Genomic DNA, 24,328 nt, shown 5'->3' on the forward strand with positions numbered 1-24,328 from the left:
CCCTGGCTTGAACGCTCTAATCGGGCGAGCCTAGTTTCTTGAATGAAACGTCTGCTTTTTATGTTGGGCGATTCTCACAAAATCCAGCATCGGTGGCAACGTGCCGAACTGGGCCGCACTTGTTTTTGAGAAGGCCCTCATCAATCCGTTGCCAAAACCCCACGGTCGTCGGGTTCCCTTCCATGCCTGCCTGTGCCGCGCGCTTCCCCCATGGCCCCCGCCAACGTCGCCCTGCACGCCGGCATCCGCGGCCTTACATCTTGTAACAGCGCGATAGCGGCGCCCCCGCCACTGTGCGCCCGGGCGGGCGGATGCCGGAAGATATAATCGCGGGCACCCCTGACTAGGTATTTCCCTTATGGCCACAGCACAACAGAAGCCGTCCCACCCTGCCCGCCGTTCGATCTGGACGCGGCTCATGTTCTGGGCGGTCGGACTGGTTGTCGCCGGTGCCGTCGTGATTGCGCTGCTGCTTGGCTACGCACTGCTGGTGGCCGCGCCCAACCTGCCGTCGCTGGACACCATCACCGACTACCGGCCCAAGATTCCGCTGCGGATCTACACCGCGGACAATGTGCTGATCGGCGAATTCGGCGAGGAGCGGCGCAACTTCGTGCCCATCGCCGAAATTCCGGACGTGATGAAAAAGGCGGTGCTGGCGATCGAGGACGACCGCTTCTACGAGCACGGCGGCGTCGACTTCGTCGGCGTGATGCGCGCCGGCCTGGCCAACCTGCGCGGCGGGCTGTCGCAGGGCGCCTCCACCATCACCATGCAGGTGGCGCGCAATTTCTTCCTGTCCAGCGAGAAAACCTACACCCGCAAGATCTACGAGATGCTGCTGGCGTACAAGATCGAGGCCAACCTGAGCAAGGACCAGATCCTCGAGCTGTACATGAACCAGATCTACCTGGGCCAGCGCGCCTACGGCTTCGACAGCGCCGCGCGCGTGTACTTCGGCAAGTCGGTGCGCGACGTGACGCCGGCCGAGGCCGCCATGCTGGCCGGCCTGCCGAAGGCGCCGTCGGCGTACAACCCGGTGGTCAACCCGCGCCGCGCCAAGGTGCGCCAGGAGTACATCCTGCAGCGCATGCGCGATCTGCGCTACATCACGCCCGAGCAGTACGACCAGGCCGTGCAGGCCGAGCTGAAGGTGCGCACCGAGGGCAACGAGTTCTCCACCCACGCCGAGTACGTCGCCGAGATCGTGCGCCAGCTGATGTACGCGCAGTATCGCGAGGAAACCTACACGCGCGGCCTGACGGTCTACACCACGCTGACCAAGACCGACCAGGACGCCGCCTATGAAGCCGTGCGCACCGGCATCATGAACTACGAGCGCAAGCACGGCTACCGCGGCCCCGAGGCCTTTATCGACCTGCCGTCGGATCCGGCCGAGCGCGAGCAGGCCATCGACGATGCACTGGTCGAGCACCCGGGCAGCGGCGACCTGCGTTCGGCGGTGGTCACCAGCGTGGCGTCCAAGCAGGTCAAGGCGACGCTGCTGTCCGGCGAGGTGGCGACCATCGAGGGCCCGGCGCTGCGCTTTATCGCGCCGTCGCTGTCGGCCAACGCGCAGCCCAAGATGAAGATGCGTCCCGGCGCGGTAATCCGCGTGACGCAGGACGCCAAGGGCAACTGGTCGGTAACGCAGCTGCCGGAAGTGGCCGCGGCGTTCGTGTCGATCAACCCGCAGGACGGCGAGATCCGCTCGATGGTGGGCGGCTTCGACTTCAACCGCAACAAGTTCAACCACGTGACCCAGGCCTGGCGCCAGCCCGGTTCCAGCTTCAAGCCGTTCATCTACTCGGCGGCGCTGGAAAAGGGCTTCTCGCCGGCCACCGTGATCAACGACGCGCCGCTGACGATCGGCCCCGACACCGGCGGCCAGGTGTGGGAACCGAAGAACTACGACGGCCGCTTCGAGGGCCCGATGACCATGCGCCGCGCGCTGGCCAAGTCGAAGAACCTGGTCTCGGTGCGGATCCTGCGCGCGATCGGCACGCAGTACGCGCAGGACTACATCACCCGCTTCGGCTTCGAGGCCGACAAGCACCCCGCCTACCTGCCGATGGCGCTGGGCTCGGGCGCGGTGACGCCGCTGCAGATGGCCGGCGCCTACTCGGTGTTCGCCAACGGCGGCTACCGCATCAATCCGTACCTGATCCAGAAGGTGGTCGATGCGCGCGGCAACGTGATCTCTGAAACCCATCCGCAGCGCGCCGGCACCGACGCGGTGCGCGTGCTCGACGCGCGCACCGCCTTTATCGCCGACACCATGCTGCGCGATGTGGTGCGCTACGGCACGGCCAACAGCGCCAAGCAGCGCCTGGGCCGCAACGACCTGGCCGGCAAGACCGGCACCACCAACGACGCGGTCGATGCCTGGTTCGCCGGCTACACCCCCAACCTGGTGGCGATCGCCTGGATGGGCTACGACCAGCCCAAGAGCCTGGGCGTGCGCGAAACCGGCGGCGGCCTGGCGCTGCCGATCTGGGTCGGCTACATGAGCAAGGCGCTCAAGGGCGTGCCCGAGTCTCCGGAGCGCCCCGCCCCCGAAGGCGTGCTGATGGTGGGCGGCGACTGGACCTTCGAAGAAAACGCCGGCGGCGCCGGCGTGGCGTCGGTGGGCCTGGGCGATCCGTGGCCGGGCAAGCCGGAGGAATCGACGACCCCGCCGGTCGATACCGAGCAGGAGAAGAAGAAGATCCTGGAGATGTTCGGCGGCGCCTGAGCGCGGTCGCCAGACAGCAGAAAGCCGGCCGCAAGGCCGGCTTTCTTTTTGCGCTTCGGGTTACGCCCCGGGGAAGCTCGTGTCAGTGCAGCTTCACGCTTGCGCCGGCCTGTTCGCTGACATAGCCCGACAGCGCCGCGTACAGTTCGCCGCCGTTGCGCGTATCGATCCAGCGCTCGCCGTCGCGGCGGAAGTGGAAGCCGCCCGCGCGCGCGGCCACCCACAGTTCCTGCATCGGCGCCTGGCTGTTGATGATGATCTTGGAGCCGTTCTCGAATTCCAGCTCCATCACGTTGCCGGTGCGGCTGATTTCAATGTCGGCGTCGGCCGCGTCGGCGGCGGCCTCGACCGCGGCTTCGATGCGGTCCAGCTCCCGCGTGGCCAGGGCCAGGAACTCGCTTTCGCTCAAGGGGGGCATGCTAAACTCCGAGACCGCCGTTGCCGCCGCTGCCCGGACCGGGCGTACGTGGCGCGAACGGCTTTTTTTGTTAAGAATCCTTCGGATGCCAGGCGGTCGCGCCGGGCCATCCAACGCCTTGCCAACAGCCAAAAGGACGACCCGATGCTGCGTCGTGTTGCGATTGTATCGGCGTTTGCCGCCGCCCTTGCGATGCCCCTGCTGGGCGGATGCGGTATCCGCGGGCCGCTGACCCTGCCCAGGGTCCCGGCCGAGCCGACCCCGCCGACCGTGCCGGATCCGGGCCTGGGCCGGGCCGATGCGATGCCGGCCGCCCCCGCTGCGCCGGCGACGGCACCGGCATCGTCCCCCGCCGCCCCCACCCCCCGATAACCATGACCGCATTCTTCCACCGCCAGGACGGCGCGCTTGCCGTCGAGCAAGTGCCGCTGGCGCGCATCGCCGCCGAGTTCGGCACGCCCACCTATGTCTATTCGCGCGCAGCGCTGAGCGCCGCGTACCAGGCCTACGCCGCCGCCTGCAAGGGCCGCAAGGCGCAGGTCCAGTACGCGATGAAGGCGAATTCCAACCTCGCGGTGCTGCAGGTGTTCGCGCGGCTGGGCGCGGGTTTCGACATCGTCTCCGGCGGCGAGCTCAAGCGCGTGCTGGCCGCGGGCGGCGATCCGCGCAAGGTGGTGTTCTCGGGCGTGGGCAAGAGCGCGGCCGAAATGGAACTGGCGCTGGCGCAGGACGTGCGCTGCTTCAACGTCGAGTCGATTCCCGAACTCGACCGCCTGAACGAAGTGGCCGGCCGCGTCGGCAAGCGTGCGCGCGTGTCGCTGCGCATCAACCCCGATGTCGACGCGAAGACCCATCCGTATATCTCCACCGGCCTGAAGGGCAACAAGTTCGGCATCGCCTTCGAAGACGTGCTGCCGACCTACCGCGCCGCCGCCGCGCTGCCGCACCTGGCCGTGACGGGCATCGATTGCCATATCGGTTCGCAGATCACCGAGGTCGAGCCCTACCTGGAAGCGCTGGACAAGGTGCTGGACGTGGTCGAGGCGCTCGAGCGCGAAGGCATCAGCCTGGAACACATCGACGTGGGCGGCGGCCTGGGCATCACCTACACCGACGAGACCCCGCCGGACATCACCGGCTTCGCCACCACGCTGCTGGAGCGCGTTGCCGCGCGCGGCCATGGCCACCGCGAGGTGCTGTTCGAGCCGGGCCGCTCGCTGGTGGGCAACGCCGGCGTGCTGCTGACGCAGGTGGAGTTCCTCAAGCCGGGCGCGGCCAGGAACTTCTGCATCGTCGACGCCGCCATGAACGACCTGGCACGCCCGGCCATGTACGAGGCCTACCACCGCATCGAGCCGGTGGCGCTGCGCGACGCGCCGGCCGTGACCTACGACATCGTCGGCCCGGTCTGCGAATCGGGTGACTGGCTCGGCCGCGACCGCGCGCTGGCGGTGCAGCCCGGCGACCTGCTGGCGGTGATGTCGGCGGGCGCCTACGGCTTCACCATGAGCTCCAACTACAACACCCGCCCGCGCGCCGCCGAAGTCATGGTCGATGGCAGCAAGGTCCACCTGGTGCGCGAGCGCGAGCTGGTCGAAGACCTGTTCCGCGACGAGCGCCTGCTGCAGGACTGATTCCCGCGGCCCGGCCCGCCCCGGCTTATGCGCCTTATGCGGCGGGCTGCCGCGTTCCCGCGGCCGGCTTGCGCAGCCGCCACCACACCCGCATCCCCAGCAGCACGAACACCACCGCGGCGTAGATCGATACTTCGCCGAAGTCGTTCTTGCCCGCCTTGTGCCACCAGTAGTGCAGGATGGCGAGCACGGCGATGGCATAGACCAGCCGGTGCAGCGCCTGCCAGCGCTTGCCGCCGAGGCGGCGCACCATGCCGTTGGTCGAGGTCAGCGCCAGCGGCACCATCAGCATGAAGGCGGTGAAGCCCACCGTGATGAAGGGCCGCTTATACACGTCCTTGATCATGTAGGCGAGGTCGAAGCCGCGGTCCACGCCGATCCACAGCAGGAAGTGCTGCAAGCCGTAGAAGAACGCGAACAGGCCCAGCATGCGCCGCAGCCGGATCAGCCAGTTCCAGCCGGTCAGGCGGCGCAGCGGCGTGATGGCCAGCGTCAGGCACAGCATCACCAGCGTCCAGGTGCCGGTCGAGCGCGTGACGAACTCGAGCGGGTTGGCGCCGAACTGTTCCGTGGCCCCGAGGTATAGCAGCCGTATGAAGGGCAGCAATGCCAGCAGCCAGAGCGCAAGCTTGAGCGCGCGCACGCGCTGCGGCGACAGCGTGGCCAGGCCAGCCGGCTTGCGCGCCGCCACGGCTGCGGCGCTGGAGGAAGAGGTGACCATGCGCTCGCCTTGCATCAGAAGAACTTCTTCAGGTCCATGCCCTGGTACAGCGCGGCCACCTGCTGGGCATAGCCATTGAACGGCAGCGTCTTGCGCTTGGGTGCGAACAGCGCGCCAAAGCCGCTGCCGCGCTCTTCGCCGATGCGGCGCTCGGTGGCCTGGCTCCAGCGCGGGTGGTCGACGTCGGGGTTCACGTTCGAATAGAAACCGTATTCCTGCGGCGCGGCGAGGTGCCAGCTGGTCGGCGGCTGCTTGTCGACAAAGCGGATCCTGACGATCGACTTGGCGCTCTTGAAGCCGTATTTCCACGGCACCACCAGGCGCACCGGCGCGCCGTTCTGGTTCGGCAGCACCTCGCCGTAGAGGCCGAAGGTCAGCAGCGCCAGCGGATGCATGGCTTCATCCATGCGCAGGCCCTCGCTGTACGGCCAGTCGAGCACGCCGCTGCTGATGCCGGGCATCTGCTTCTTGTCGGCCAGCGTGATGAACTGCACGTACTTCGCCCCGGGCTGCGGCTCGACGCGGCGGATCAGCTCGGCCAGCGGATAGCCGATCCACGGGATCACCATCGACCAGCCCTCGACGCAGCGCATCCGGTAGACGCGCTCTTCCATCGGCGCCAGTTTCACCAGTTCGTCCAGGTCATAGACCTTGGGCTTCTTCACCAGCCCCTCGACCGCCACCTGCCACGGACGCGGTCGCAGCGTGCCGGCGTGGCGCGCCGGGTCGGACTTGTCGGTGCCGAACTCGTAGAAGTTGTTGTAGGTGGTGACGTCTTCGTAGGGCGTGCGCTTTTCGGTGATGACGTAGGCGTTGTTGGGTGTCGCGGGCAGCCTGGCGCCATGCTGCCCTTGCGCCAGGGCCTGCCGAGCGAACCATGGCGCCAGCGTGGCGCCGGCGGCACCGGCCGCAGTGAGCGCCAGCATGCGGCGGCGCGATTCGAAGACATCGCGAGGGGTGATCTCGCTGGCGGCAATGTCGCCGCCGCGCAGCCACTTGGGGGAAGGAATCAGCATGGTTTTCCTCGATTGCCTGGTCGGGCCGGCGCCGCGGGCGCCTGCTTGCAGGATTGGACTCCTGGCTTGGTCGTGGAGTGCGGGCCAGTCCTGACAGTTTTTTGTGATGGCATCGCAATGACGCCGCAGGGCGCCGGGCCGCCGCGTGCCGGGTGCCGTGCTATCCGCCCTGGTATTGCTGGTACACCACCTGCGCCAGCGTCAGCAGCCGGGCGCGTTCCAGCGGTCCCGCCAGCGCAAAGCCCAGGTCGCGGTCGATCCAGTAGAACGCCATCATCGGGTCGCGCCCCGGTGTGCGCCGCCGCGCGCCTTCGCCCGTCATGCGCTCGACGCGGAAGCCGGTATCGGGCGTGCCCTGCGCCATGCGCCGCAACTGCAGCGACAGGCGCGTGCCGTCGTCGGCTTCATACATCAGGATGGCCGACGGGCCGCCTTCGGCCACGCCCAGCCGGCCGCCGATCAGGTGGAAGCCTTGCGCGCGCAGGTCGGGCACCTGCAGCGCCGTGCCCAGCCGTTTCGACAGCCAGGCAACCAAATGGGCCTCTTCGGTCGCCGCGACTTCCACCGGGTGGCGCATCTCCGGCGCGTAGACCGCGTGCGTGGCAAGGGCCTCGCGCGCAAAGCGCTCGCCGGGGGCCAGCACCAGCGCGCCGGGGGCGAGGCGCCCGTGCGCCAGCCAGCCCAGCGTACCGCCGACCGCCAGCAGCGCGACCGACGCGCAAGTGGCGGCCAGGGCCATGGTCCAGCGCGGCCAGGGACGGGCGCCATCGCGCCGGCCGTTGCGGCCGCGGGAGCGGCGCTGATCGCCGTGCAAACCCGGCGGCAAGGCCGCCAAGGGCACCGGTTCATTCAGTACGGGGTCGAGCGCACCGTGCAATGCATCGGCCTGCCGGCGCCAGGCGGCCACCTGTGCCGCAGCGTCCGGGTGCTGCGCCAGGTAGGCCTCGACGGCGGCGCGGCGCGCGCCGGCCAGCTGGCCATCGGCGTAGGCGTGGAGATCGGCTTCGTGGATGCCCGACATCATTTCACCCGTTGCAGCGGATTGGCGGCCGCGGCGTTCCGGTTCGGCGCCGCGCCGTCAAGCAGCCGGCGCATCTGTTCGCGCGCGCGCGCCAGCCGCGACATCACCGTCCCTTGCGGGATGTCGAGCACGCGCGCGGCCTCGGCATAGGTCAGTTGTTCCAGGCTGACTAGCAGCAGCACCGCGCGCTGCGGCTCGGGCAGCTGTGCCAGCGCCTGCGACAGGTCACGGCGCAGGCCGGGGTCGTCCGCGGGGCCGCTGACCTCGGGCAGGGTGTCGGTGGCCACCACCAGGTCCTTCCTGCGCAAGGCATTCAGGCGCAGGCGGTGCATCAGGGTCAGCAGCCACGGCAGCAGGCCGTCGGCGCCGTCGCCCCACCATGCGCCGGGGCGCAGGCGGAAGCGCCAGCGGTAGCGCAGCGCGCGCTCGAGCGTGTCCTGCACCAGGTCGTCGGCCAGCGCCGCGTCGCCGGTAAGGCCGCGCGCGTGGCGCCGCAGCCGCGGCGCCAGTGCGACCAGCTGGCCGTCAAACCCGTCCATGCCGTGGCTGTGGTGGTGGCTGCGGGGGTGGCTGCCGCGTCAGGGCTTGGCCACGTGCCAGACGTTGTTGACGTTGTCGCCGGTGCGGTCGCCCGGCTTGGCGTCCTTGGCGAAGCGGTACAGCGGCTGGCCGCGGTAGGCCCACTGCTTGCTGCCGTCATCGCGCGTGATGATGGTGTACTGGCCCGAGCCACTGGTGCCCGGGGCGGCCATCAGCGGCGGCCAGTTGGTGGCGCAGGGGCCGTTGCAGGCGCTCTTGCCGCTGCCGGCGGTGTCGCGGTCAAAGGTGTACAGCGTCAGGCCCTGCGGATCGGTCAGCACGCCATTGGCCACTTTCACCGTGGGCGGCAGATTGCCGGCGCTGCCGCCGCCCATGCCCATGCCGGCACAACCGGCGAGCAGGACGGCCGCGCAGCCGAGCGCGAGCGCGCCGGGACGAACCAGGGATGCAGCAGCGTTACGACGCAGACTTGCCATGATCTTGTTCTCCATGCAAACCGGTGCCGCCAGCCGGCACCGTCCCTCCAGTAAACACCGGATGTGATCTCTTTATTCCCGCAACGCCCGAAAAAATTTGAAAAAGTCGAAAAAAAACCTGCCCGAAGGCAGGTTTTTGCATCGCAGCATGCGCGCGTCAGAGTTCGCCGTAGCTGTGCAGCCCCGACAGGAACATGTTCACGCCCAGGAACGCGAAGGTCGTCACCAGCAGGCCGACCAGCGCCCACCAGGCCGCCACCGTGCCGCGCAACCCCTTCATCAGCCGCATATGCAGCCAGGCCGCGTAGTTGAGCCAGACGATCAGCGCCCAGGTCTCCTTGGGGTCCCAGCTCCAGTAGCCGCCCCAGGCTTCGGCCGCCCACAGCGCGCCGAGGATGGTGGCGATGGTGAAGAAGGCAAAGCCGACCGCGATCGCCTTGTACATCACGTCGTCGAGCAGTTCCAGCGACGGCAGGCGCTCGGCCAGGATGCCGCGCTGCTTGAGCAGGTAGGCCACCGCCACCATCGCCGCCAATGCAAAGGTGCCGTAGCCGATAAAGTTGGCCGGCACATGGATCTTCATCCACCAGCTTTGCAGCGCGGGCACCAGCGGCTGGATCTCCTGCGCATTGCGGCTGACCGTGTACCACAGCAGGAAGCCGACCGCGGCCGACACTACCAGCATCACGAACGGGCCCAGCGCGCGCGTGGCGTAACGGCCTTCGTAATACAGGTAGAACAGCGAGGTGATCAGCGTGAACAGCACGAACACTTCGTACAGGTTCGAGATCGGGATGTGGCCGATATCGGTGCCGAGCAGGTAGGACTCGTACCAGCGCACCAGCATGCCGGTGAAGCCCAGCACCACCGCGCCCCAGCACAGCTTGCTGCCGAGGCTGTAGCCGGTGCCCGAGCGCGTCGCCAGCCCGACCCAGTAGAACAGCGTGGACAGGAACACCAGCGCGCTCATCCACAGGATGGCCGACTGGCTGGACAGGAAGTACTTGAGGAAGAAGGCCTGCTCCGCGCGCGCGAGCTGGCCCTGGTAAAGCTGGATCGCGAACAACGACAGCACCGCCAGCGCCACCATCAGCGGCCGCACCGGCTTCCAGTGCCAGCCGAGCAGCGCAAAGGTGGGCACGGCGCCGATCAGCACCGCCTTGTCGTAGCCGTCCATCCATTGCCCGTATTGCGACAGCGCCACGCCGGCGCCGACGGCCAGCGCCAGCGCGAAGAGCCAGTCCACCCAGCTCAGGCGGCGCAGGAAGGAAGGTTCGAGGTAGGCCTCGTCGGCACCGCTGTCGGCGCGCGGGGTGCCGCGCATGGCGGGACCGGCCTGGTTCACATTAGAAGACATAGCGTACCTGCTCGATTCAGTGGGGAGTGCCGGCGGATTCGTGGGCAGCGCTTTGGCCCCCTGCGGCACGGCCGATGTCGTCGCGCAGCGCCGCGAATTCTTTCTCGAAATCCATGGTGCGGCGCTGGGTCGACATCGCCATCAGCACATGGCTGCCGGCAGCACCGTCATCGGCGTGGCCCGTGGCGGACGGGTCAGTCGGCTGGTCTTTTATCCAGACCCAGACCCGGCGCTCGCGGATATAGAACATCGCGAACACGCCCAGCACCAGCAGCAGACAGCCAAGATACACGATGTTCTTGCCCGGCGCACGGGTCAGCTGGAACACGCTGGCCTTGATTTCCTGGAAGTCGTCGAGCTGCAGGAACACGGGCGCGCCGTAGAAGAAACTGTCCGACAACGCGTTGATGGCCTGCTGCAGGAAGGCGCCGCTCTGGGCACTGTTGGCCACCACCGGCAGCTGGTCCTGCGCGCGCGCCAGCTGCCACAGCTCCCACATCGAACCGTTCAGGATCTTCAGCAGCACGTCGGCGGCCTTCTGCTGTTCCGCCGGCGGCACCGACTTTTCCAGGAAGGCGGCGATCGCGGTGAATCCGCCCGGCGGCGAATCCGGCGCGGGGCGGGTCGCGCCCGCGAACAGGTCGAGCGCGCGCAGCGCGCTTTCGGCCAGCTGCCGGCGCAGCTCGGCCTTGTCGTCGCCGGGCATCGACGCCAGCGCAAAACGGCGCGCGGCCTCGCCGCGCAGCGCGCGGTCCTGCAGCGCGGCGCGCAGGCGCATCCAGTCGGCCACGCTGCTCTGGTCGTCGGCGGGAATGCGCAGGTAGCGGAACGGCTCGCTGGGCGACTCGCGCATGCCGGCCAGGAACACCGACTGGCCGTCCATCTGCACCGGCACCATGTAGTTGTTGTACTCGCGCGCCTGCCCGGTGCGGTCGCGCAGCTTGTACTGCACCGACGGGCCGACATTGCGCAGCGTCTTGGCGCGGTCGGTGCTGGCGGCGGCGCCGAGATGCTGTTCCAGCGTCTCGTTGAAGGACTTGCGCGCCACGCCGCGCGCATCGGGCTTGCCCGAGGCATCGGTGACGTTCTCGATATTCATCAGCCGGAAGTCGCTGAACTCCACCGTCAGGCCGTCGCGGTCGGCGCTGGTGCCGGTGCCGGCCAGCGGCTTGTTGCCGCCGACCGCGCCGTCGAGGGTGAAGGTGGCGTGGCCGCTGCCCTGCATCGGGTAGCCGACGAACTTCAGGCGCGAGCCGCCGTCCTCGAAGCTGGACTGGTAGATGGCGATGCCGTCGACGATCAGCGGCTCGTTCACCTTGATGGTGGCCTCGGTCTGCTTGCCGGTGGCGCGGTCGGTCACGACCACGTCCGAAGCGAACAGCTTGGGCATGCCGGTCTCGTAGAAGTCGACCTTGAACTTCTTGAGCGTGATCGCGAACGGCAGGTCCTGCACCAGCGCACCGTCGGCAATGTTGAGGATGGCGGTGGAGACGGTCGAGCCCTCGGGCACGTAGGCGTTGCCGCGGAAGCCGGGGTTGCTCGCCGACAGCCGGTGCTCGGGCGGGATCTCGCTGATCACCGCGTTGCCGCGGATCGGGGTCTTGCCGCCCAGCCACATCTGCGCGCGGATCAGCAGGTCGCCGTCGAGCAGGCCGCCGATGCAGATCACCACGATGGCGGTGTGCGCCAGGATATAGCCGGCCTTGTTGGCGGCGCCGGCCTTGGCGGCCAGCAGCGTGGCGCCGTCATGCTCGACCGCCTTGATGCGGTAGCCGCGGTTGCGCAGCAGCGCCGACAGCCGGCCGACGGCCTCGGCGCGCGGACGCGCGCCGTCGAACTCGCCGCGATGGTGGAAGGCGCGCAGGCTGCGCTCGCGCACATGGTCCTTCCAAGAGCGCATGTCCGCGACCATCTTGGGCGCGTTGCGCACCAGGCACAGGCTGGTGGACACCACCAGGAACGCCAGGATCAGCAGGAACCACCACGAACCGTAGACCTTCTGCAGCGACAGCGTATGGAACACCTCGGCCCAGAAGGGACCGAACTGGTTGACGTAGTTCGGATACGGCTCGTTCTGCTTGAGCACGGTGCCGATCACGCTGGCGATGGAGATCACCGTCAGCAGCGCGATCGCGAAGCGCATCGAGGACAACAATTCGACCGCGTCGCGCAGCACGCGGTGAGAGGTCTTCAGGTGCAGCCCTGAAGTGGAAGCGGTCGACATGTGCAGTGAAACCTAAAACAGCGTACGGCCTGGAAATGAATAAAGGGTGGACATGCTTTGGCAAGCAGGCCACCCTTTTCGATTGTGACAAGCGCGTTCGGTTGCATGCTGGGGCACGCCGGCAGGCGGCCGCGCAACCAATGCGCCGGCGCGTTCAGGCGCCAGCGTCGCGGAATCCCGGATCGTCAGCGAACCCCGGCGACGTAGTCCGCCACCGCCTTGATCTCGGCATCCGACATCTTGGCGGCGATGGTCGTCATGACCGGGTTGTTCTTGCGGGTGCCCTGGCGGAATGCCACCAGTTGTGCCTCGGTATAGTCGGCCCACTGGCCGCCGATGCGCGGATACTGCGCCGGAATGCCCGCGCCGGCGGGGCCATGGCAGGCGGCGCAGGCCGGCACGCCCTTGGCTGCGATGCCGCCACGGTAGATCTTCTGGCCGGCTTCGATGCTGTCCTTGTTCTTGGCGGTGGCGGGCTTGAGCGACTGCTTGGCCAGGTAGGCGCCGACGTTGCGCATTTCCTCGTCGGTCAGCACCGATGCCATCGGCACCATGATTGCGTTGTTGCGGGTCTTGGCCTTGAAGTCGGCCAGCTGCTTGTGGACGTATTCCGGATGCTGCGCGGCCAGCTTGGGGTTGGCGGCGGCGGCGCTGTTGCCGGCGGCGCCGTGGCAGCTCAGGCAGGCGGGCACATTGCGATCGGGGGCACCTTGCGTGTACAGCGTTTCACCCTTGGCCGGGTCCGCCTTCGCGGCGGCCTGCTCTGCGGCAGATGCCAGTCCGGAAAGGGCGGCGGCAGGAACGGCCAGAGCCAGGACACCCAGAATCTTCGCAATGCGGTTCATTCGCACACCTTCTCTGAATTGTTTTGGATACCGTAATGCGTGCCGCTCCGGCGCTTTGCCGGCGGTGAGGACGCGCCGGTGCAAAAGGCTGGAATCGTGGCGACCCGCGTGCGGCTGACCGATCCGCGCAACGCTGGCCGTGGCGGCAGACCCCGCCAGCCCGCTCCCGCCGCCGCCGCACCGTCCGGTGCAACGCGCAATGCAGGACAAGGCCTTGCCCACGATGGAACGACACACTAGGCTTCCCGCCCGGACGACGGCAGCCGAGGCACGCGGCATGGATGCCACGCGTCACCCGTTCAGGAGACCGTAAACCGGCGTATTGTACAATAAGTTAAGTGCCGGATTGATGCCTTGCGGCTTGTCGTGCCCGCTTCGGGCTGCGCCAGATCAACCCCGGCGGGCGGCCCAGGCCGCAGCCATCCCACCCTGGCGAGACCCCGGCCCCGGCACGCGCACCGCGCTGCCTCCGCGGCCCGCCCCACCGCTCTAGCGCATGTCCCTTCTTCACCAGGCCCGCTTCTTCATCACCGTGAACCACCTGCGCGACCTGCCCGCCACGGCCGTGCCCGAGGTGGCGTTCGCCGGCCGCTCCAACGCCGGCAAGTCCACCGCGATCAACATCCTGTGCAACCAGAAGCGGCTGGCGTTCTCGTCGCGCACGCCCGGGCGCACGCAGCACATCAACTATTTCTCGGTGGCGCCGGTCAAGGCGCCGGACCCGCTGGCGTTCCTGGTCGATCTGCCGGGCTATGGCTATGCCGAAGTCTCGGGCTCGGCCAAGTACCACTGGCAGGGCCTGCTGAGCGATTACGTGCAGACGCGCCAGCAACTGGCCGGGCTGATCCTGATGATGGATGCGCGCCGCCCGTTCACGGACCTCGATTGCCAGATGGTCGAATGGTTCCTGCCCACCGGGCGGCCCATCCACGTGCTGCTGACCAAGGCCGACAAGCTCACCAACAGCGACAATGCCAAAGCCCTGCGCGAAACCCGCAAGATGCTGCAAGGCTATGCCGAGCAGATGGAAACGCCGGTGCCGATGACGGCGCAGCTGTTCTCCAGCCTGAAGCGCCGCGGCATCGAAGAGGCGCAGGGCGTGATCGCCGGCTGGCTGAACTTGCCGGAAGCGCAAAAGGTTGAACAGAAGGCCGCCGCCGCGAATACCGAGCCTCCGGCATCCGATCCGGCCGCGTGATCACGGCAATGCGCGCGGCACCGAGCGCGCAAAAAAAAGCCCCGTCGCAAGCAACGGGGACGAACTTTCCCGCCGCTGGGGCGGGTACCCGCTCAGGGAGGAGTAGCGGGAGACACCGCGCCACGCAGTGCGCAACGCAAAGTGTCCGCGAGTATGATGGCGGGCACGCACAAAAGTTTAGTTTTTCTTCGGCCAGCCGCATGACGCTGCGCGCGCCGTGCTTGCCGGCCTGCATTTCGTCCTCTTCCGCCAAGAAGCCGCCATGTCGACCTTCCCCGAGTTCCGCCCGCGCCGCATGCGCCGCGATGATTTCTCCCGCCGCATGATGCGCGAGCATCGCCTGTCCCCGGACAACCTGATCTACCCCGTTTTCATTCTCGATGGCCAGAACCAGCGCCAGGCCGTGGCGTCGATGCCGGGCGTGGAGCGCGTCTCGGTCGACCTGCTGATGCCGGTGGCCGAAGATTGCGTCAGGCTGGGTATCCCGGTGCTCGCGCTGTTCCCGGTGATCGACCCGTCGCTGAAGACCCCCGACGGCATCGAGGCCACCAACCCCGACGGGCTGGTGCCGCGCGCCGTGCGCGCGCTGAAAGACCGCTTCCCCGAACTCGGCGTGCTGTGCGACGTGGCGCTCGACCCGTACACCAGCCACGGCCAGGACGGCGTGCTCGACGACAACGGCTACGTGATCAACGATGCGACGGTGGAGATCCTGGTGCGCCAGGCGCTGGCGCAGGCCGAGGCCGGCGTCGACATCGTCGCCCCGTCCGACATGATGGATGGCCGCATCGGCGCCGTGCGCAGCGCGCTGGAAGACAACGGCCATATCCATACCCGCATCATGGCGTACTCGGCCAAGTACGCGTCGGCGTTCTACGGCCCCTTCCGCGACGCGGTGGGCTCGGCCGCCAACCTGGGCAAGGGCAACAAGATGACCTACCAGATGGACCCGGCCAACACCGACGAGGCGCTGCGCGAAGTGGCGCAGGACATCCTGGAAGGCGCCGACATGGTGATGGTCAAGCCCGGCATGCCGTACCTGGACATCGTGCGCCGGGTCAAGGACGAGTTCCGCTTCCCCACCTACGTGTACCAGGTCAGCGGCGAGTACGCGATGCTCAAGGCCGCCGCGCAGAACGGCTGGCTGGACCACGACAAGGTGATGATGGAATCGCTGCTGGCGTTCCGCCGCGCCGGCGCCGACGGCATCCTGACCTATTTCGCCCGCGACGCCGCGCGGCTGCTGCAGGCCTGAGCGGGCGACGGTAACCGCGCGCCCATGGAATTGCTCGGCTTCTCCGCCAGCCAGGTCCACCCGCTCGCAACGCTCACCGACGCCGCCGGCTTTCTGTCGGGCAACGCCGCATCGCTGTTCGTGTGGGCGGACTTCTCCACCGAAGAGGTCACCGCGGCGCCCGACCGCTGGCGCGAGCAGGTGCGCCAGCTTGCCGGCGCGCCAATCCTTGACCTGCACCTGGCCGACGCCACCAACGCCGCGCATCCGTCGTATTTCGATACGACCCATGCGTACGACATGGTGATCTTCCGCAAGCTGACCTTCGAAACCAGCCGCGCCATCGCCGAGGCCGAGCCGCAGGACCCCGCCGCCGCCAGGCCCGCCGAGGCCGCGGCCCGGCAGAAGCGGCATCCGCCCGGCTTCCTGCCGGCGCTGGCCCGGATCGACACGCAGCCGGTCACGTTCTTCATGTTCGACAACGTGCTGGTCACGGTGCGCTCGGGGCCGTCGCGCACCATCGACCAGGTGCGCCAGCGCCTGCTCGAGCTATGCCAGGCGCCGCGGCCGCAGGCCACGCCCGGGCGCGGCAACGGCCAGCCGCTGCTGCACGGCATCCGTCCGCCGAGCCGGCCCGAGGACCTGATGCTGCGGCTGCTCAACGCCATGGTCGACCGCTACCTGGAACTGCGCGCGCCGCTGACGCGCCAGCTCGACCGCTGGCAGCGCGCGCTGCTGAACTCGCGCCGCAGCTTCTCCAGCTGGGAAGGCCTGCTCGATGCCCGCATCCAGCTGCGCAAGCTGGAACACCTGAGCGAGGAGCAGCGCGACGCGCTGCAGGAATTCCGCGACAGCCTGCTCGACAACCGCTACAGCAGCGACCCGCCCGGCGGCCCGGCCAATGCGCCGGGGCGCGACGAGGTGCTGCTGGTGCGCATCAACGACGTGATGGAGCATATCCAGCGGGTGCTGGCGCATGCGCGGCGGCTCGAGGATTCGATCGAATCGGCGGTGCAGATCCACTTCTCGGCGGTGGCGCACCGGACCAACCGCACCATGCGCGCGCTGACGCTGATCACGGCGCTGTTCATGCCGCTGACGCTGATCACCGGCGTGTTCGGCATGAACTTCGACCGCATGCCCTGGCTGCGCGAGCCGCAGGGCTTCTGGTGGTCGATCGGGCTGATGGGCGTCGTCGCGGTGGTGCTGGCGGCGCTGTGGGGGCTGGCGCGGCAGCTGGAGCGCTAGCCGCAGGCGCGGGTACGCTTCAGGTGCGCGTACGCTCGCCGAAAGCGCGTTCCAGGCTTTCCAGGAAGCGGCTGGCCGACTGGTAGCCGATCACGCGCACCGGGCGCTCGCGCCCGTCCGCACCGAACAGGATGATGCCGGGCGGCCCGAACAGGCCGAAGCGCTTGAGCAGGGCCTTGTCGTCGGCATTGTTGGCGGTCACGTCCGCCTGCAGCAGCACGATCTCCGCCAGCCGCGCGCGCACGCGCGCGTCGACAAAAGTCATGCGCTCCATTTCCTTGCAGCTGACGCACCAGTCGGCATAGAAATCCAGCAGCACCGGCTTGCCCGCGGCCGCGGCCTGCGCCACGCGGGCATCGAGTTCGGCGACGCTGCGCACGCGCTCGAAGCGCACCGCCTTCGCGTCGCGGCCGCTTTCGCCACCGCTTTCGGCGCCGCTACGTGCCACGCTGAGGTGCGACAGCGGCTGCAGCGCATCGCGCCCGCCCGAGGCCACGCCGATCAGCACGATCGCCGCGGCGATGGCAAACAGCACGCCCACGCCCTTGCCCACCCGGGCCAGGTTGCGCGGATCCGGCCCCAGGCCGTCGAAGGCACCGAGAAACACCGCCGCCACCAGCAGCAGCGCCGCCAGCAGCAGCATCGTGGTCCACGCCGGCAGCACCGGCCCCAGCATCCACAGCGCCACGCCCAGCAGCAGGAAGCCGAAGAAGCGCTTGGTCACCTCCATCCAGCGCCCGGCGCGCGGCAGCAGGTTGCCCGCGCCCACGCCCACCAGCACCAGCGGCACGCCCATGCCCAGCGCCATCGCGAACAGTGCGCCGCCGCCGATCACGGCATCGCGGGTCTGCGCGATATAGGCCAGCGCCCCGGCCAGCGGCGCGGTGACGCAAGGCCCGACGATCAGCGCCGAGATCGCGCCCATCGCCGCCGCACCCGCCACCTGGCCGCCCTGGCGGCGGTTCGACGATTCGGTCAGGCGGGTCTGCCAGCGCTGCGGCAATTGCAGCTCATACAGCCCGAACATCGACAGCGCCAGCGCCACCATCAGCGCCGCGAACAGGCCCAGCACCCACGGCGTCTGCAGCGCGGCCGACAGGCCCTCGCCCAGCAGCCCCGCGGCCACCCCGACGGCCGTATAGACCACCGCCATGCCCAGCACATAGGCCAGCGAGACCACCAGCGCGCGGCCGCGCGTGACATGCTCGCCGACGACGATCGACGACAGGATCGGCACCATCGGCAGCACGCACGGCGTAAAGGTCAGCAGCAGGCCCAGGCCGAAGAACAGCGCCGCGATCACGCCAAGGTTGCGGCTGGCCAGTGCGCCGGCGATGCGGTCGCTGTCGTCGGCGCGCAGGGTGGCGGCCGCGCCAGGTACCGCGGGGACCGCGGGTGCCGGGGCCGCCTCGGCGGCGGGAGCATCGCTGCGGCCGCGCTTGCCGAACAGGTCGGCCAGCACGCCGCCTCCGACCTTGTAGACGGTTTCCATCGGCGGATAGCACAGGCCCTTGTCGGCGCAGCCCTGCGAAGTCACCGTCAGCGTCCATTTGCCATCGGCGGGCGCGGCCTCGACCGGCACCCGGATGACCACGCTGTCGCGGTAGGTCTCCATCTCCTTGCCGAAGGTCTCGTCGAACTTGACCTTGCCGTGCGGATAGGCCGGCGGGCCCAGTTTCACGCCGGCGGGCTGCGCGGCGAAGGCGAAGCGCTCGCGGTACATGTAGTAGCCGGGGGCGACGTCGAAGCGGACCTCGACGCTCTTGTCGTCGAGCTGGCGTGCGGCAAACCGGAAGGCCTGCTCCGGCGGCAGGAAGTCGTCTTCCGTGGCGGCATGCGCCGTGCCGGCAAGGCACAACCAGGCCAATACCGCCAGCAGCGCTGCGGCAATATGCCGCGCCCAAACCTGCCCGCGCGAGCGCTCCGGAAGTGCCAAACCGATGTCCATGAAGCTGTTTCCTGTCTGTCTTGATCTGTCGACGCTGCCGAACCTACTGCTGCGCGGCGGGCGGCGCGGTACTGCCGGCCTCGGCATGGACCCACGCCAGATAAGGCGCGTAACCCGCCGCCAGCGGCCAGGCAATGATCTCCGGCACGTCGTAGGGGTGATGTTGCCGGATCACGGCCTCCAGTGCAGCGTAGCGCGCACGCGTGGTCTTGATCAGCAGCGGCCATTCCTGCGCCTGCTCGAGCTTGCCCTGCCACCAGTACTCGGATTCGACCGGCGTCAGACGGTTCACGCAGGCAGCAGCGCGCGCCTGCAGCACGGCCTGCGACAAACGCGCCGCGGTGCCGGCATCGGGCGCGTTGGTCAGGACGACCAGCACCTCGTCCGGACCGGCAACGTGGTCAGTTTGGCTTTGCATCGACACTCTCCTTGCGGCAGGCTGCCGCCGCGCGGCCCAAAAAACAAAAGAGCCAGGCGCATGCCTGGCTCGATTGTAAGCGGTGTGCCCGCAACCGTCGTACGACGGCAGCAGGCAGGAAACGCACTTATTCCGCGGCTTCTTCGGCCGGGGCTTCGGTGATTTCCGGACGATCCACCAGCTCGACCAGCGCCATCGGCGCGTTGTCGCCCTGGCGGAAGCCGAACTTCAGGATGCGGGTGTAGCCGCCCGGACGGGTGGCGTAGCGCGGGCCCAGTTCGGTGAACAGCTTGGTGACCATGTCGCGGTCGCGCAGGCGGGCGAAGGCCAGGCGGCGGTTCGCAACGGTGTCCTTCTTGGCCAGCGTGATCAGCGGCTCGACAACCTTGCGCAGTTCCTTGGCCTTGGGCACGGTGGTCTTGATCAGCTCGTGCTGGAACAGCGAGTTGGACATGTTGCGCAGCATCGCGAGACGGTGCGACGAGGTGCGGTTCAGTTTCCGCAAGCCATGACGGTGACGCATGATGATTCCTTTCAGTTAAGTGTTTGACCAGCTCTTCTATCGTCCGATGCGGCTGGACGCGGGCCGGTAGTCATACATGCCCCGGCCGAGGCCGGGGCGGTTACCGCGGTGCGGGACGGATGCCCCGCGCCACAATTACTTCTCCAGACCTGCGGGCGGCCAGTTCTCGAGCTTCATGCCGAGGGTCAGGCCACGCGAGGCGAGGACTTCCTTGATCTCGTTGAGCGACTTGCGACCCAGGTTCGGGGTCTTGAGCAGTTCGTTCTCGGTACGCTGGATCAGGTCGCCGATGTAGTAGATGTTTTCGGCCTTCAGGCAGTTGGCCGAACGCACCGTCAGCTCCAGGTCGTCGACCGGGCGCAGCAGGATCGGGTCGATCTGCGGCGTGCGGCTCGATGCGGCCTCGGCCGCCGACTCGGTGCCTTCCAGCGCGGCGAACACGGACAGCTGGTCGACCAGGATGCGGGCCGACTGGCGGATCGCTTCCTCGGGCGAGATCACGCCATCGGTTTCGATGTTCATGACCAGCTTGTCGAGGTCGGTACGCTGTTCCACGCGAGCCGATTCAACCGCGTACGACACGCGGCGCACCGGCGAGAACGAAGCGTCCAGCACGATGCGGCCGATGACCTTGCCGGATTCGTCGCCGAACTTGCGCACGTTGCCCGGCACGTAGCCGCGGCCTTGCTCGACCTTGATCTGCATGTCCAGCTTGCCGCCGGCCGACAGATGGGCGATCACGTGGTTCGGGTTGATGATCTCGACGTCGTGCGGCAGCTCGATATCGGCAGCCGTGACCACGCCTTCGCCATCCTTGCGCAGCGACACCGTGACTTCGTCGCGGTTGTGCAGCTTGAACACCACGCCCTTCAGGTTGAGCAGCAGGTTGACGACGTCTTCCTGCACGCCGTCGATGGTGGAATACTCGTGGACCACCCCAGCGATCGTGACTTCGGTCGGGGCATAACCGACCATCGACGACAGCAGCACGCGACGCAGGGCGTTACCGAGCGTATGGCCGTAGCCGCGCTCGAACGGCTCCATCACGACTTTGGCGTGATGGTCGCCCAGAGGCTCGACGGCGATGATTTTTGGCTTGAGGAGTGCTGTTTGCATTAGGTTGTCCTTTTCAATACCCTCGGCTCGTTACACCGATAAGGCTGACGTTTGGAACCTGGAAATCCCATCGTAACGATGGGCGAAGCCCGACGCGCGCGAAGCGCGTCGGGCTGAAGGAGAAGCTTTGCGACGAACGCAAGCTCTGGGCCGGGTGCTCGCGGATTAACGCGAGTACAGTTCGACGATCAGGCTTTCGTTGATGTCGCCCGAGATATCGGCGCGATCCGGGACTTGCTTGAAGGTGCCTTCGAACTTCTTGGAATCCACGGCCACCCAGGCCGGGAAGCCCGACTGCTCGGCCAGCGACAGCGCCTCGGCGATACGGACCTGCTTCTTCGACTGCTCGCGGATGGTGATCACGTCGCCCGACTTGATCTGGGCCGACGGCACGTTCAGGGTCTGGCCGTTCACCAGGATCGCCTTGTGCGACACCAGCTGGCGCGCTTCGGCGCGGGTCGAGCCGAAGCCCATGCGGTACACCACGTTGTCCAGGCGCGATTCCAGCAGTTGCAGCAGGTTCTCGCCGGTGTTGCCCTTGCGGCGGTCGGCTTCGGCGAAGTAGCGGCGGAACTGGCGCTCGAGCACGCCGTAGATGCGCTTGACCTTCTGCTTTTCGCGCAGCTGGTTGCCGTAGTCCGAGGTGCGGGCACCCGAGGTGCGGCCATGCTGGCCCGGCTTGCTGTCCAGCTTGCACTTGTCGGCCAGCGAGCGGCGCGAGCTCTTCAGGAACAGGTCGGTGCCTTCACGGCGGGAAAGTTTGGCCTTCGGGCCGGTATAACGTGCCACGTTGTCTTCCTTTGATCGATCACGGCGCCTTCAGGACGCGCCGTGAGTCCGCCAACGCAGTGCTGGCGCGGTGCATCGGGGCACGCGCCGGACCGTGACGGACGGTGGGCTTATTAAGCGCGCTCCGTTGCCGGAGGCATCGCTGCAAGCATTTACCAATACGCTACTTATGCGCCGGCTGGCCAATGTGCTGCGAAAGCCATTGCTCCGGCGCAAAACGAAAACCTGCCGCATTAAAATGCAGCAGGTCAGCGCGCGATACTACCATATCCGGAACCGGCAGGTAAACCCGCCGGCCCGGACACGCCAACGCCTTAGATGCGGCGGCGCTTCGGCGGACGGCAGCCGTTGTGCGGAATCGGCGTGACGTCTTCGATGATCGCGATCTTGATGCCCAGCGCGTTCAGCGCGCGGACAGCCGATTCACGACCCGGGCCGGGGCCCTTGATGCGCACTTCCAGGTTCTTGATGCCCTGGTCTTGCGCCACGCGGCCGGCGTTCTCGGCAGCAACCTGGGCAGCGAACGGGGTCGACTTGCGCGAACCCTTGAAGCCCTGGCCACCGGCGGTCGCCCACGACAGGGCGTTGCCCTGGCGGTCGGTGATCGTGATGATGGTGTTGTTGAACGAAGCGTGGACGTGCGCAATGCCGTCGGCAACGTTCTTCTTGACCTTTTTACGCGCGCGAGCGGCGTTATTCGGACCTTTTGCCATTAGTTTCTTCCTCTGCCTTCGGCTTTACTTCTTCAGAGCCACGCCGGCCTTGCGCGGACCCTTGCGGGTACGGGCGTTGGTCCGGGTACGCTGACCGCGCATGGGCAGGCCCTTGCGGTGACGCATGCCACGATAGCAACCAAGGTCCATCAGACGCTTGATGTTCATCGTGGTTTCACGACGCAGGTCACCCTCGACCGTGACCTTGCCCACTTCGTCACGAAGCTTTTCCAGGTCGGCGTCGGTCAGGTCCTTGACCTTCTTGTCAAACGGTACACCGGTGGCCTCGCAAATCTTGCGAGCGCGCGAGCGGCCGACACCATAAATGGCCGTCAGGCCGATTTCGGTGTGCTTGTGGTTCGGGATGTTAACCCCTGCGATACGTGCCATTCGTCAATCCTCTTTCCGATTAGCCTTGGCGTTGCTTGTGGCGGGGATCCGACGAGCAGATCACGCGCACGACACCGTTGCGCTTGATGATTTTGCAGTTGCGGCAAATGCGCTTAACAGAAGCCAGCACTTTCATGATTTTTCCTCTTCCTTCAATTCCTGTTCGCTCACTTCGTCCGGAAGACGATTCGTGCGCGCGACAGATCATATGGGGTCAGCTCGACCGTCACCTTGTCACCCGGAAGAATCCGGATGTAGTTCATTCTCATCTTGCCGGAGATATGGCCCAGCACCACATGGCCATTCTCCAGCTTGACTCGGAACGTCGCATTGGGCAGGTTTTCCAGGACCTCCCCCTGCATCTGGATGACGTCGTCTTTAGCCATACCTAGCCTGTACCGATCCGAAGTCAGCGCAAGGTCAGATTGCCCTTGAAATTCGCCTTCTTCAGCAGCGACTCATACTGCTGCGACATGACATAGGACTGCACCTGGGCCATGAAGTCCATCGTGACGACCACGATGATCAGCAGGGAGGTTCCGCCGAAATAGAACGGAACGTTCCAGCGCAGCACCAGGAATTCCGGCAACAGGCAGACCAGTGTGATGTAGATCGCACCAGCCAACGTCAGACGCACCAGGATCTTGTCGATATAGCGCGTCGTCTGCTCGCCCGGACGAATGCCCGGAATGAAGGCACCGCTTTTCTTCAGGTTGTCTGCCACTTCACGGCTGTTGTACACCAGGGCCGTATAGAAGAAGCAGAAAAATACAATCGCAGCAGCGTACAGCAGGATGTAGACCGGCTGGCCCGGCGACAGCGTGGCAGCCAGGTCCTTGATGAACCGGCCGACCATACCGGTCGAGTCAGACGTGAACCAGCCCGCGATCGTCGCCGGGAACAGGATGATCGACGATGCGAAGATCGGCGGAATCACCCCTGCCATGTTCAGCTTCAGCGGCAGGTGCGACGACTGACCGCCGTACACCTTGTTGCCGACCTGACGCTTGGCATAGTTCACCAGGATCTTGCGCTGGCCGCGCTCGACGAACACCACGGCGAAGGTCACACCGATCACGATCGCCACGATGAAGATCGCCGCGATGATGCTCATGGAACCCGTGCGGACCAGTTCGAACAGTCCGCCGATCGCGTTGGGCAGGCCCGCCGCGATACCGCCGAAGATGATGATCGAGATGCCGTTGCCCAGACCACGCTCGGTGATCTGCTCACCCAGCCACATCAGGAACATCGTGCCGGTCACCAGCGTGATCACCGCCGTGGCCCGGAACATCAGGCCCGGATCCAGCACCAGCCCGGGCTGCGACTCCAGCGCGACCGCGATCGACAGCGCCTGGAACGTGGCCAGGACCACGGTGCCGTAGCGCGTGTACTGCGTGATCTTGCGCTGCCCTGCCTGCCCTTCCTTCTTCAGCGACTCCAGCTGCGGCAGCACGATCGTCAGCAACTGCATGATGATCGACGCCGAGATGTACGGCATGATGCCGAGCGCGAAGACGGTAAAGCGCGACAGCGCCCCGCCCGAGAACAGGTTGAACATCCCGAGGATGCCACCCGACTGACTCTGGAAAAGCTTCGCAAGCTGCTCCGGATCGATACCGGGCACCGGAATATGAGCGCCGATGCGGTACACGATCAGGGCCAGCACCAGGAACATCAGCCGGCGCTTGAGGTCGCCGTACTTCGCCGTGTTCCTGGCTTGCGCGCTTGCATTGGGTTTCGCCGTGGCCAAACGATGCTCCGA

Annotated in this window: 24 protein-coding genes; 5 read left to right on the forward strand and 19 right to left on the reverse strand. The window is 67.1% G+C overall.

The window, feature by feature from the left end:
* Window positions 1-358: 358 nt before the first annotated feature.
* A complete protein-coding gene (locus CBM2594_RS15565) occupies window positions 359-2,734 on the forward strand; it encodes a penicillin-binding protein 1A (protein WP_116357606.1) in 2,376 nt (791 codons plus the stop codon).
* A gap of 82 nt (window positions 2,735-2,816) precedes the next feature.
* Here the strand turns inward: CBM2594_RS15565 and cyaY are convergent, their stop codons facing one another.
* Window positions 2,817-3,152 carry an iron donor protein CyaY gene (cyaY, locus tag CBM2594_RS15570; RefSeq protein ID WP_116357607.1) on the reverse strand — a complete coding sequence of 112 codons (336 nt, stop codon included), beginning with the start codon at window positions 3,150-3,152 and terminating at the stop codon, window positions 2,817-2,819.
* Between the two features lie 374 nt (window positions 3,153-3,526).
* Between cyaY and lysA the strand changes: the two genes are divergently transcribed.
* Complete coding sequence (gene lysA / locus CBM2594_RS15575; RefSeq protein ID WP_116357609.1) at window positions 3,527-4,786, forward strand: diaminopimelate decarboxylase; 1,260 nt, start codon at window positions 3,527-3,529, stop codon at window positions 4,784-4,786.
* A 34-nt stretch (window positions 4,787-4,820) separates the two neighbouring features.
* Here the strand turns inward: lysA and msrQ are convergent, their stop codons facing one another.
* The 8 genes from msrQ to CBM2594_RS15615 all read right to left on the reverse strand — a co-directional run bounded on the left by msrQ (window position 4,821) and on the right by CBM2594_RS15615 (window position 12,986).
* Window positions 4,821-5,522: a protein-methionine-sulfoxide reductase heme-binding subunit MsrQ gene (gene msrQ / locus CBM2594_RS15580; protein WP_116357610.1), complete on the reverse strand. Its 702-nt coding sequence runs from the start codon at window positions 5,520-5,522 to the stop codon at window positions 4,821-4,823.
* The gene (gene msrP, locus CBM2594_RS15585; RefSeq protein WP_116357611.1) at window positions 5,522-6,523 is read right to left on the reverse strand and encodes a protein-methionine-sulfoxide reductase catalytic subunit MsrP; all 1,002 of its coding nucleotides are present in this window, start codon (window positions 6,521-6,523) and stop codon (window positions 5,522-5,524) included. Before msrP ends, msrQ begins: the two co-directional genes overlap by 1 nt.
* A gap of 160 nt (window positions 6,524-6,683) precedes the next feature.
* Window positions 6,684-7,547, reverse strand: coding sequence for an anti-sigma factor family protein (locus CBM2594_RS15590; protein WP_116357612.1), 864 nt, complete (start codon window positions 7,545-7,547; stop codon window positions 6,684-6,686).
* Entirely contained in the window at window positions 7,544-8,083 is a 540-nt protein-coding gene (locus CBM2594_RS15595; protein WP_116357613.1) for an RNA polymerase sigma factor, read from the reverse strand. The genes CBM2594_RS15590 and CBM2594_RS15595 overlap by 4 nt, the downstream gene beginning before the upstream one ends.
* A 39-nt stretch (window positions 8,084-8,122) precedes the next feature.
* Entirely contained in the window at window positions 8,123-8,560 is a 438-nt protein-coding gene (locus tag CBM2594_RS15600; RefSeq protein ID WP_116357808.1) for a COG4315 family predicted lipoprotein, read from the reverse strand.
* Between the two features lie 157 nt (window positions 8,561-8,717).
* On the reverse strand, window positions 8,718-9,884 hold the full coding sequence (ccsB, locus tag CBM2594_RS15605; protein ID WP_116357809.1) for a c-type cytochrome biogenesis protein CcsB: 1,167 nt from the start codon (window positions 9,882-9,884) through the stop codon (window positions 8,718-8,720).
* A gap of 49 nt (window positions 9,885-9,933) precedes the next feature.
* Window positions 9,934-12,141 (reverse strand): cytochrome c biogenesis protein ResB, encoded by a 2,208-nt coding sequence (locus CBM2594_RS15610; RefSeq protein WP_116357614.1) that lies wholly within the window; start codon window positions 12,139-12,141, stop codon window positions 9,934-9,936.
* Between the two features lie 185 nt (window positions 12,142-12,326).
* Window positions 12,327-12,986 carry a c-type cytochrome gene (locus CBM2594_RS15615; protein WP_116357615.1) on the reverse strand — a complete coding sequence of 220 codons (660 nt, stop codon included), beginning with the start codon at window positions 12,984-12,986 and terminating at the stop codon, window positions 12,327-12,329.
* Between the two features lie 496 nt (window positions 12,987-13,482).
* On the opposite strand from CBM2594_RS15615, the gene yihA reads away from it, so the two are divergent.
* From yihA to CBM2594_RS15630, 3 genes are all read left to right on the forward strand, one after another.
* Complete coding sequence (gene yihA / locus CBM2594_RS15620; RefSeq protein ID WP_116357616.1) at window positions 13,483-14,184, forward strand: ribosome biogenesis GTP-binding protein YihA/YsxC; 702 nt, start codon at window positions 13,483-13,485, stop codon at window positions 14,182-14,184.
* A gap of 262 nt (window positions 14,185-14,446) precedes the next feature.
* Window positions 14,447-15,439 (forward strand): porphobilinogen synthase, encoded by a 993-nt coding sequence (hemB, locus tag CBM2594_RS15625; RefSeq protein ID WP_116357810.1) that lies wholly within the window; start codon window positions 14,447-14,449, stop codon window positions 15,437-15,439.
* 24 nt (window positions 15,440-15,463) lie between these two features.
* The gene (locus tag CBM2594_RS15630) at window positions 15,464-16,666 is read left to right on the forward strand and encodes a magnesium transporter CorA family protein (protein ID WP_116357617.1); all 1,203 of its coding nucleotides are present in this window, start codon (window positions 15,464-15,466) and stop codon (window positions 16,664-16,666) included.
* 19 nt (window positions 16,667-16,685) lie between these two features.
* Here CBM2594_RS15630 and dsbD read toward each other — a convergent pair whose 3' ends face one another.
* The 10 genes from dsbD to secY form a co-directional block, all read right to left on the reverse strand.
* On the reverse strand, window positions 16,686-18,614 hold the full coding sequence (gene dsbD, locus CBM2594_RS15635) for a protein-disulfide reductase DsbD (protein ID WP_116357618.1): 1,929 nt from the start codon (window positions 18,612-18,614) through the stop codon (window positions 16,686-16,688).
* Window positions 18,615-18,657: 43 nt separating this feature from the next.
* Window positions 18,658-19,032, reverse strand: a complete 375-nt coding sequence (cutA, locus tag CBM2594_RS15640; protein ID WP_116357619.1) for a divalent-cation tolerance protein CutA — start codon at window positions 19,030-19,032, stop codon at window positions 18,658-18,660.
* A 127-nt stretch (window positions 19,033-19,159) separates the two neighbouring features.
* Entirely contained in the window at window positions 19,160-19,555 is a 396-nt protein-coding gene (gene rplQ / locus CBM2594_RS15645) for a 50S ribosomal protein L17 (protein ID WP_010812373.1), read from the reverse strand.
* A 135-nt stretch (window positions 19,556-19,690) separates the two neighbouring features.
* Window positions 19,691-20,671, reverse strand: a complete 981-nt coding sequence (locus CBM2594_RS15650; protein ID WP_010812374.1) for a DNA-directed RNA polymerase subunit alpha — start codon at window positions 20,669-20,671, stop codon at window positions 19,691-19,693.
* Between the two features lie 165 nt (window positions 20,672-20,836).
* Window positions 20,837-21,460, reverse strand: a complete 624-nt coding sequence (gene rpsD / locus CBM2594_RS15655) for a 30S ribosomal protein S4 (RefSeq protein WP_116357620.1) — start codon at window positions 21,458-21,460, stop codon at window positions 20,837-20,839.
* Window positions 21,461-21,774: 314 nt separating this feature from the next.
* Window positions 21,775-22,173, reverse strand: a complete 399-nt coding sequence (gene rpsK, locus CBM2594_RS15660; protein WP_010812376.1) for a 30S ribosomal protein S11 — start codon at window positions 22,171-22,173, stop codon at window positions 21,775-21,777.
* A 24-nt stretch (window positions 22,174-22,197) separates the two neighbouring features.
* Window positions 22,198-22,563, reverse strand: a complete 366-nt coding sequence (rpsM, locus tag CBM2594_RS15665; RefSeq protein WP_010812377.1) for a 30S ribosomal protein S13 — start codon at window positions 22,561-22,563, stop codon at window positions 22,198-22,200.
* A 19-nt stretch (window positions 22,564-22,582) separates the two neighbouring features.
* Window positions 22,583-22,699, reverse strand: a complete 117-nt coding sequence (rpmJ, locus tag CBM2594_RS15670; protein WP_008642959.1) for a 50S ribosomal protein L36 — start codon at window positions 22,697-22,699, stop codon at window positions 22,583-22,585.
* 31 nt (window positions 22,700-22,730) lie between these two features.
* On the reverse strand, window positions 22,731-22,949 hold the full coding sequence (infA, locus tag CBM2594_RS15675; RefSeq protein ID WP_010812378.1) for a translation initiation factor IF-1: 219 nt from the start codon (window positions 22,947-22,949) through the stop codon (window positions 22,731-22,733).
* A gap of 23 nt (window positions 22,950-22,972) precedes the next feature.
* A complete protein-coding gene (secY, locus tag CBM2594_RS15680; RefSeq protein WP_115660937.1) occupies window positions 22,973-24,316 on the reverse strand; it encodes a preprotein translocase subunit SecY in 1,344 nt (447 codons plus the stop codon).
* Between the last annotated feature and the right edge of the window lie 12 nt (window positions 24,317-24,328).

The sequence above is a fragment of the Cupriavidus taiwanensis genome (assembly GCF_900249755.1).
GTDB lineage: Bacteria > Pseudomonadota > Gammaproteobacteria > Burkholderiales > Burkholderiaceae > Cupriavidus > Cupriavidus taiwanensis_D.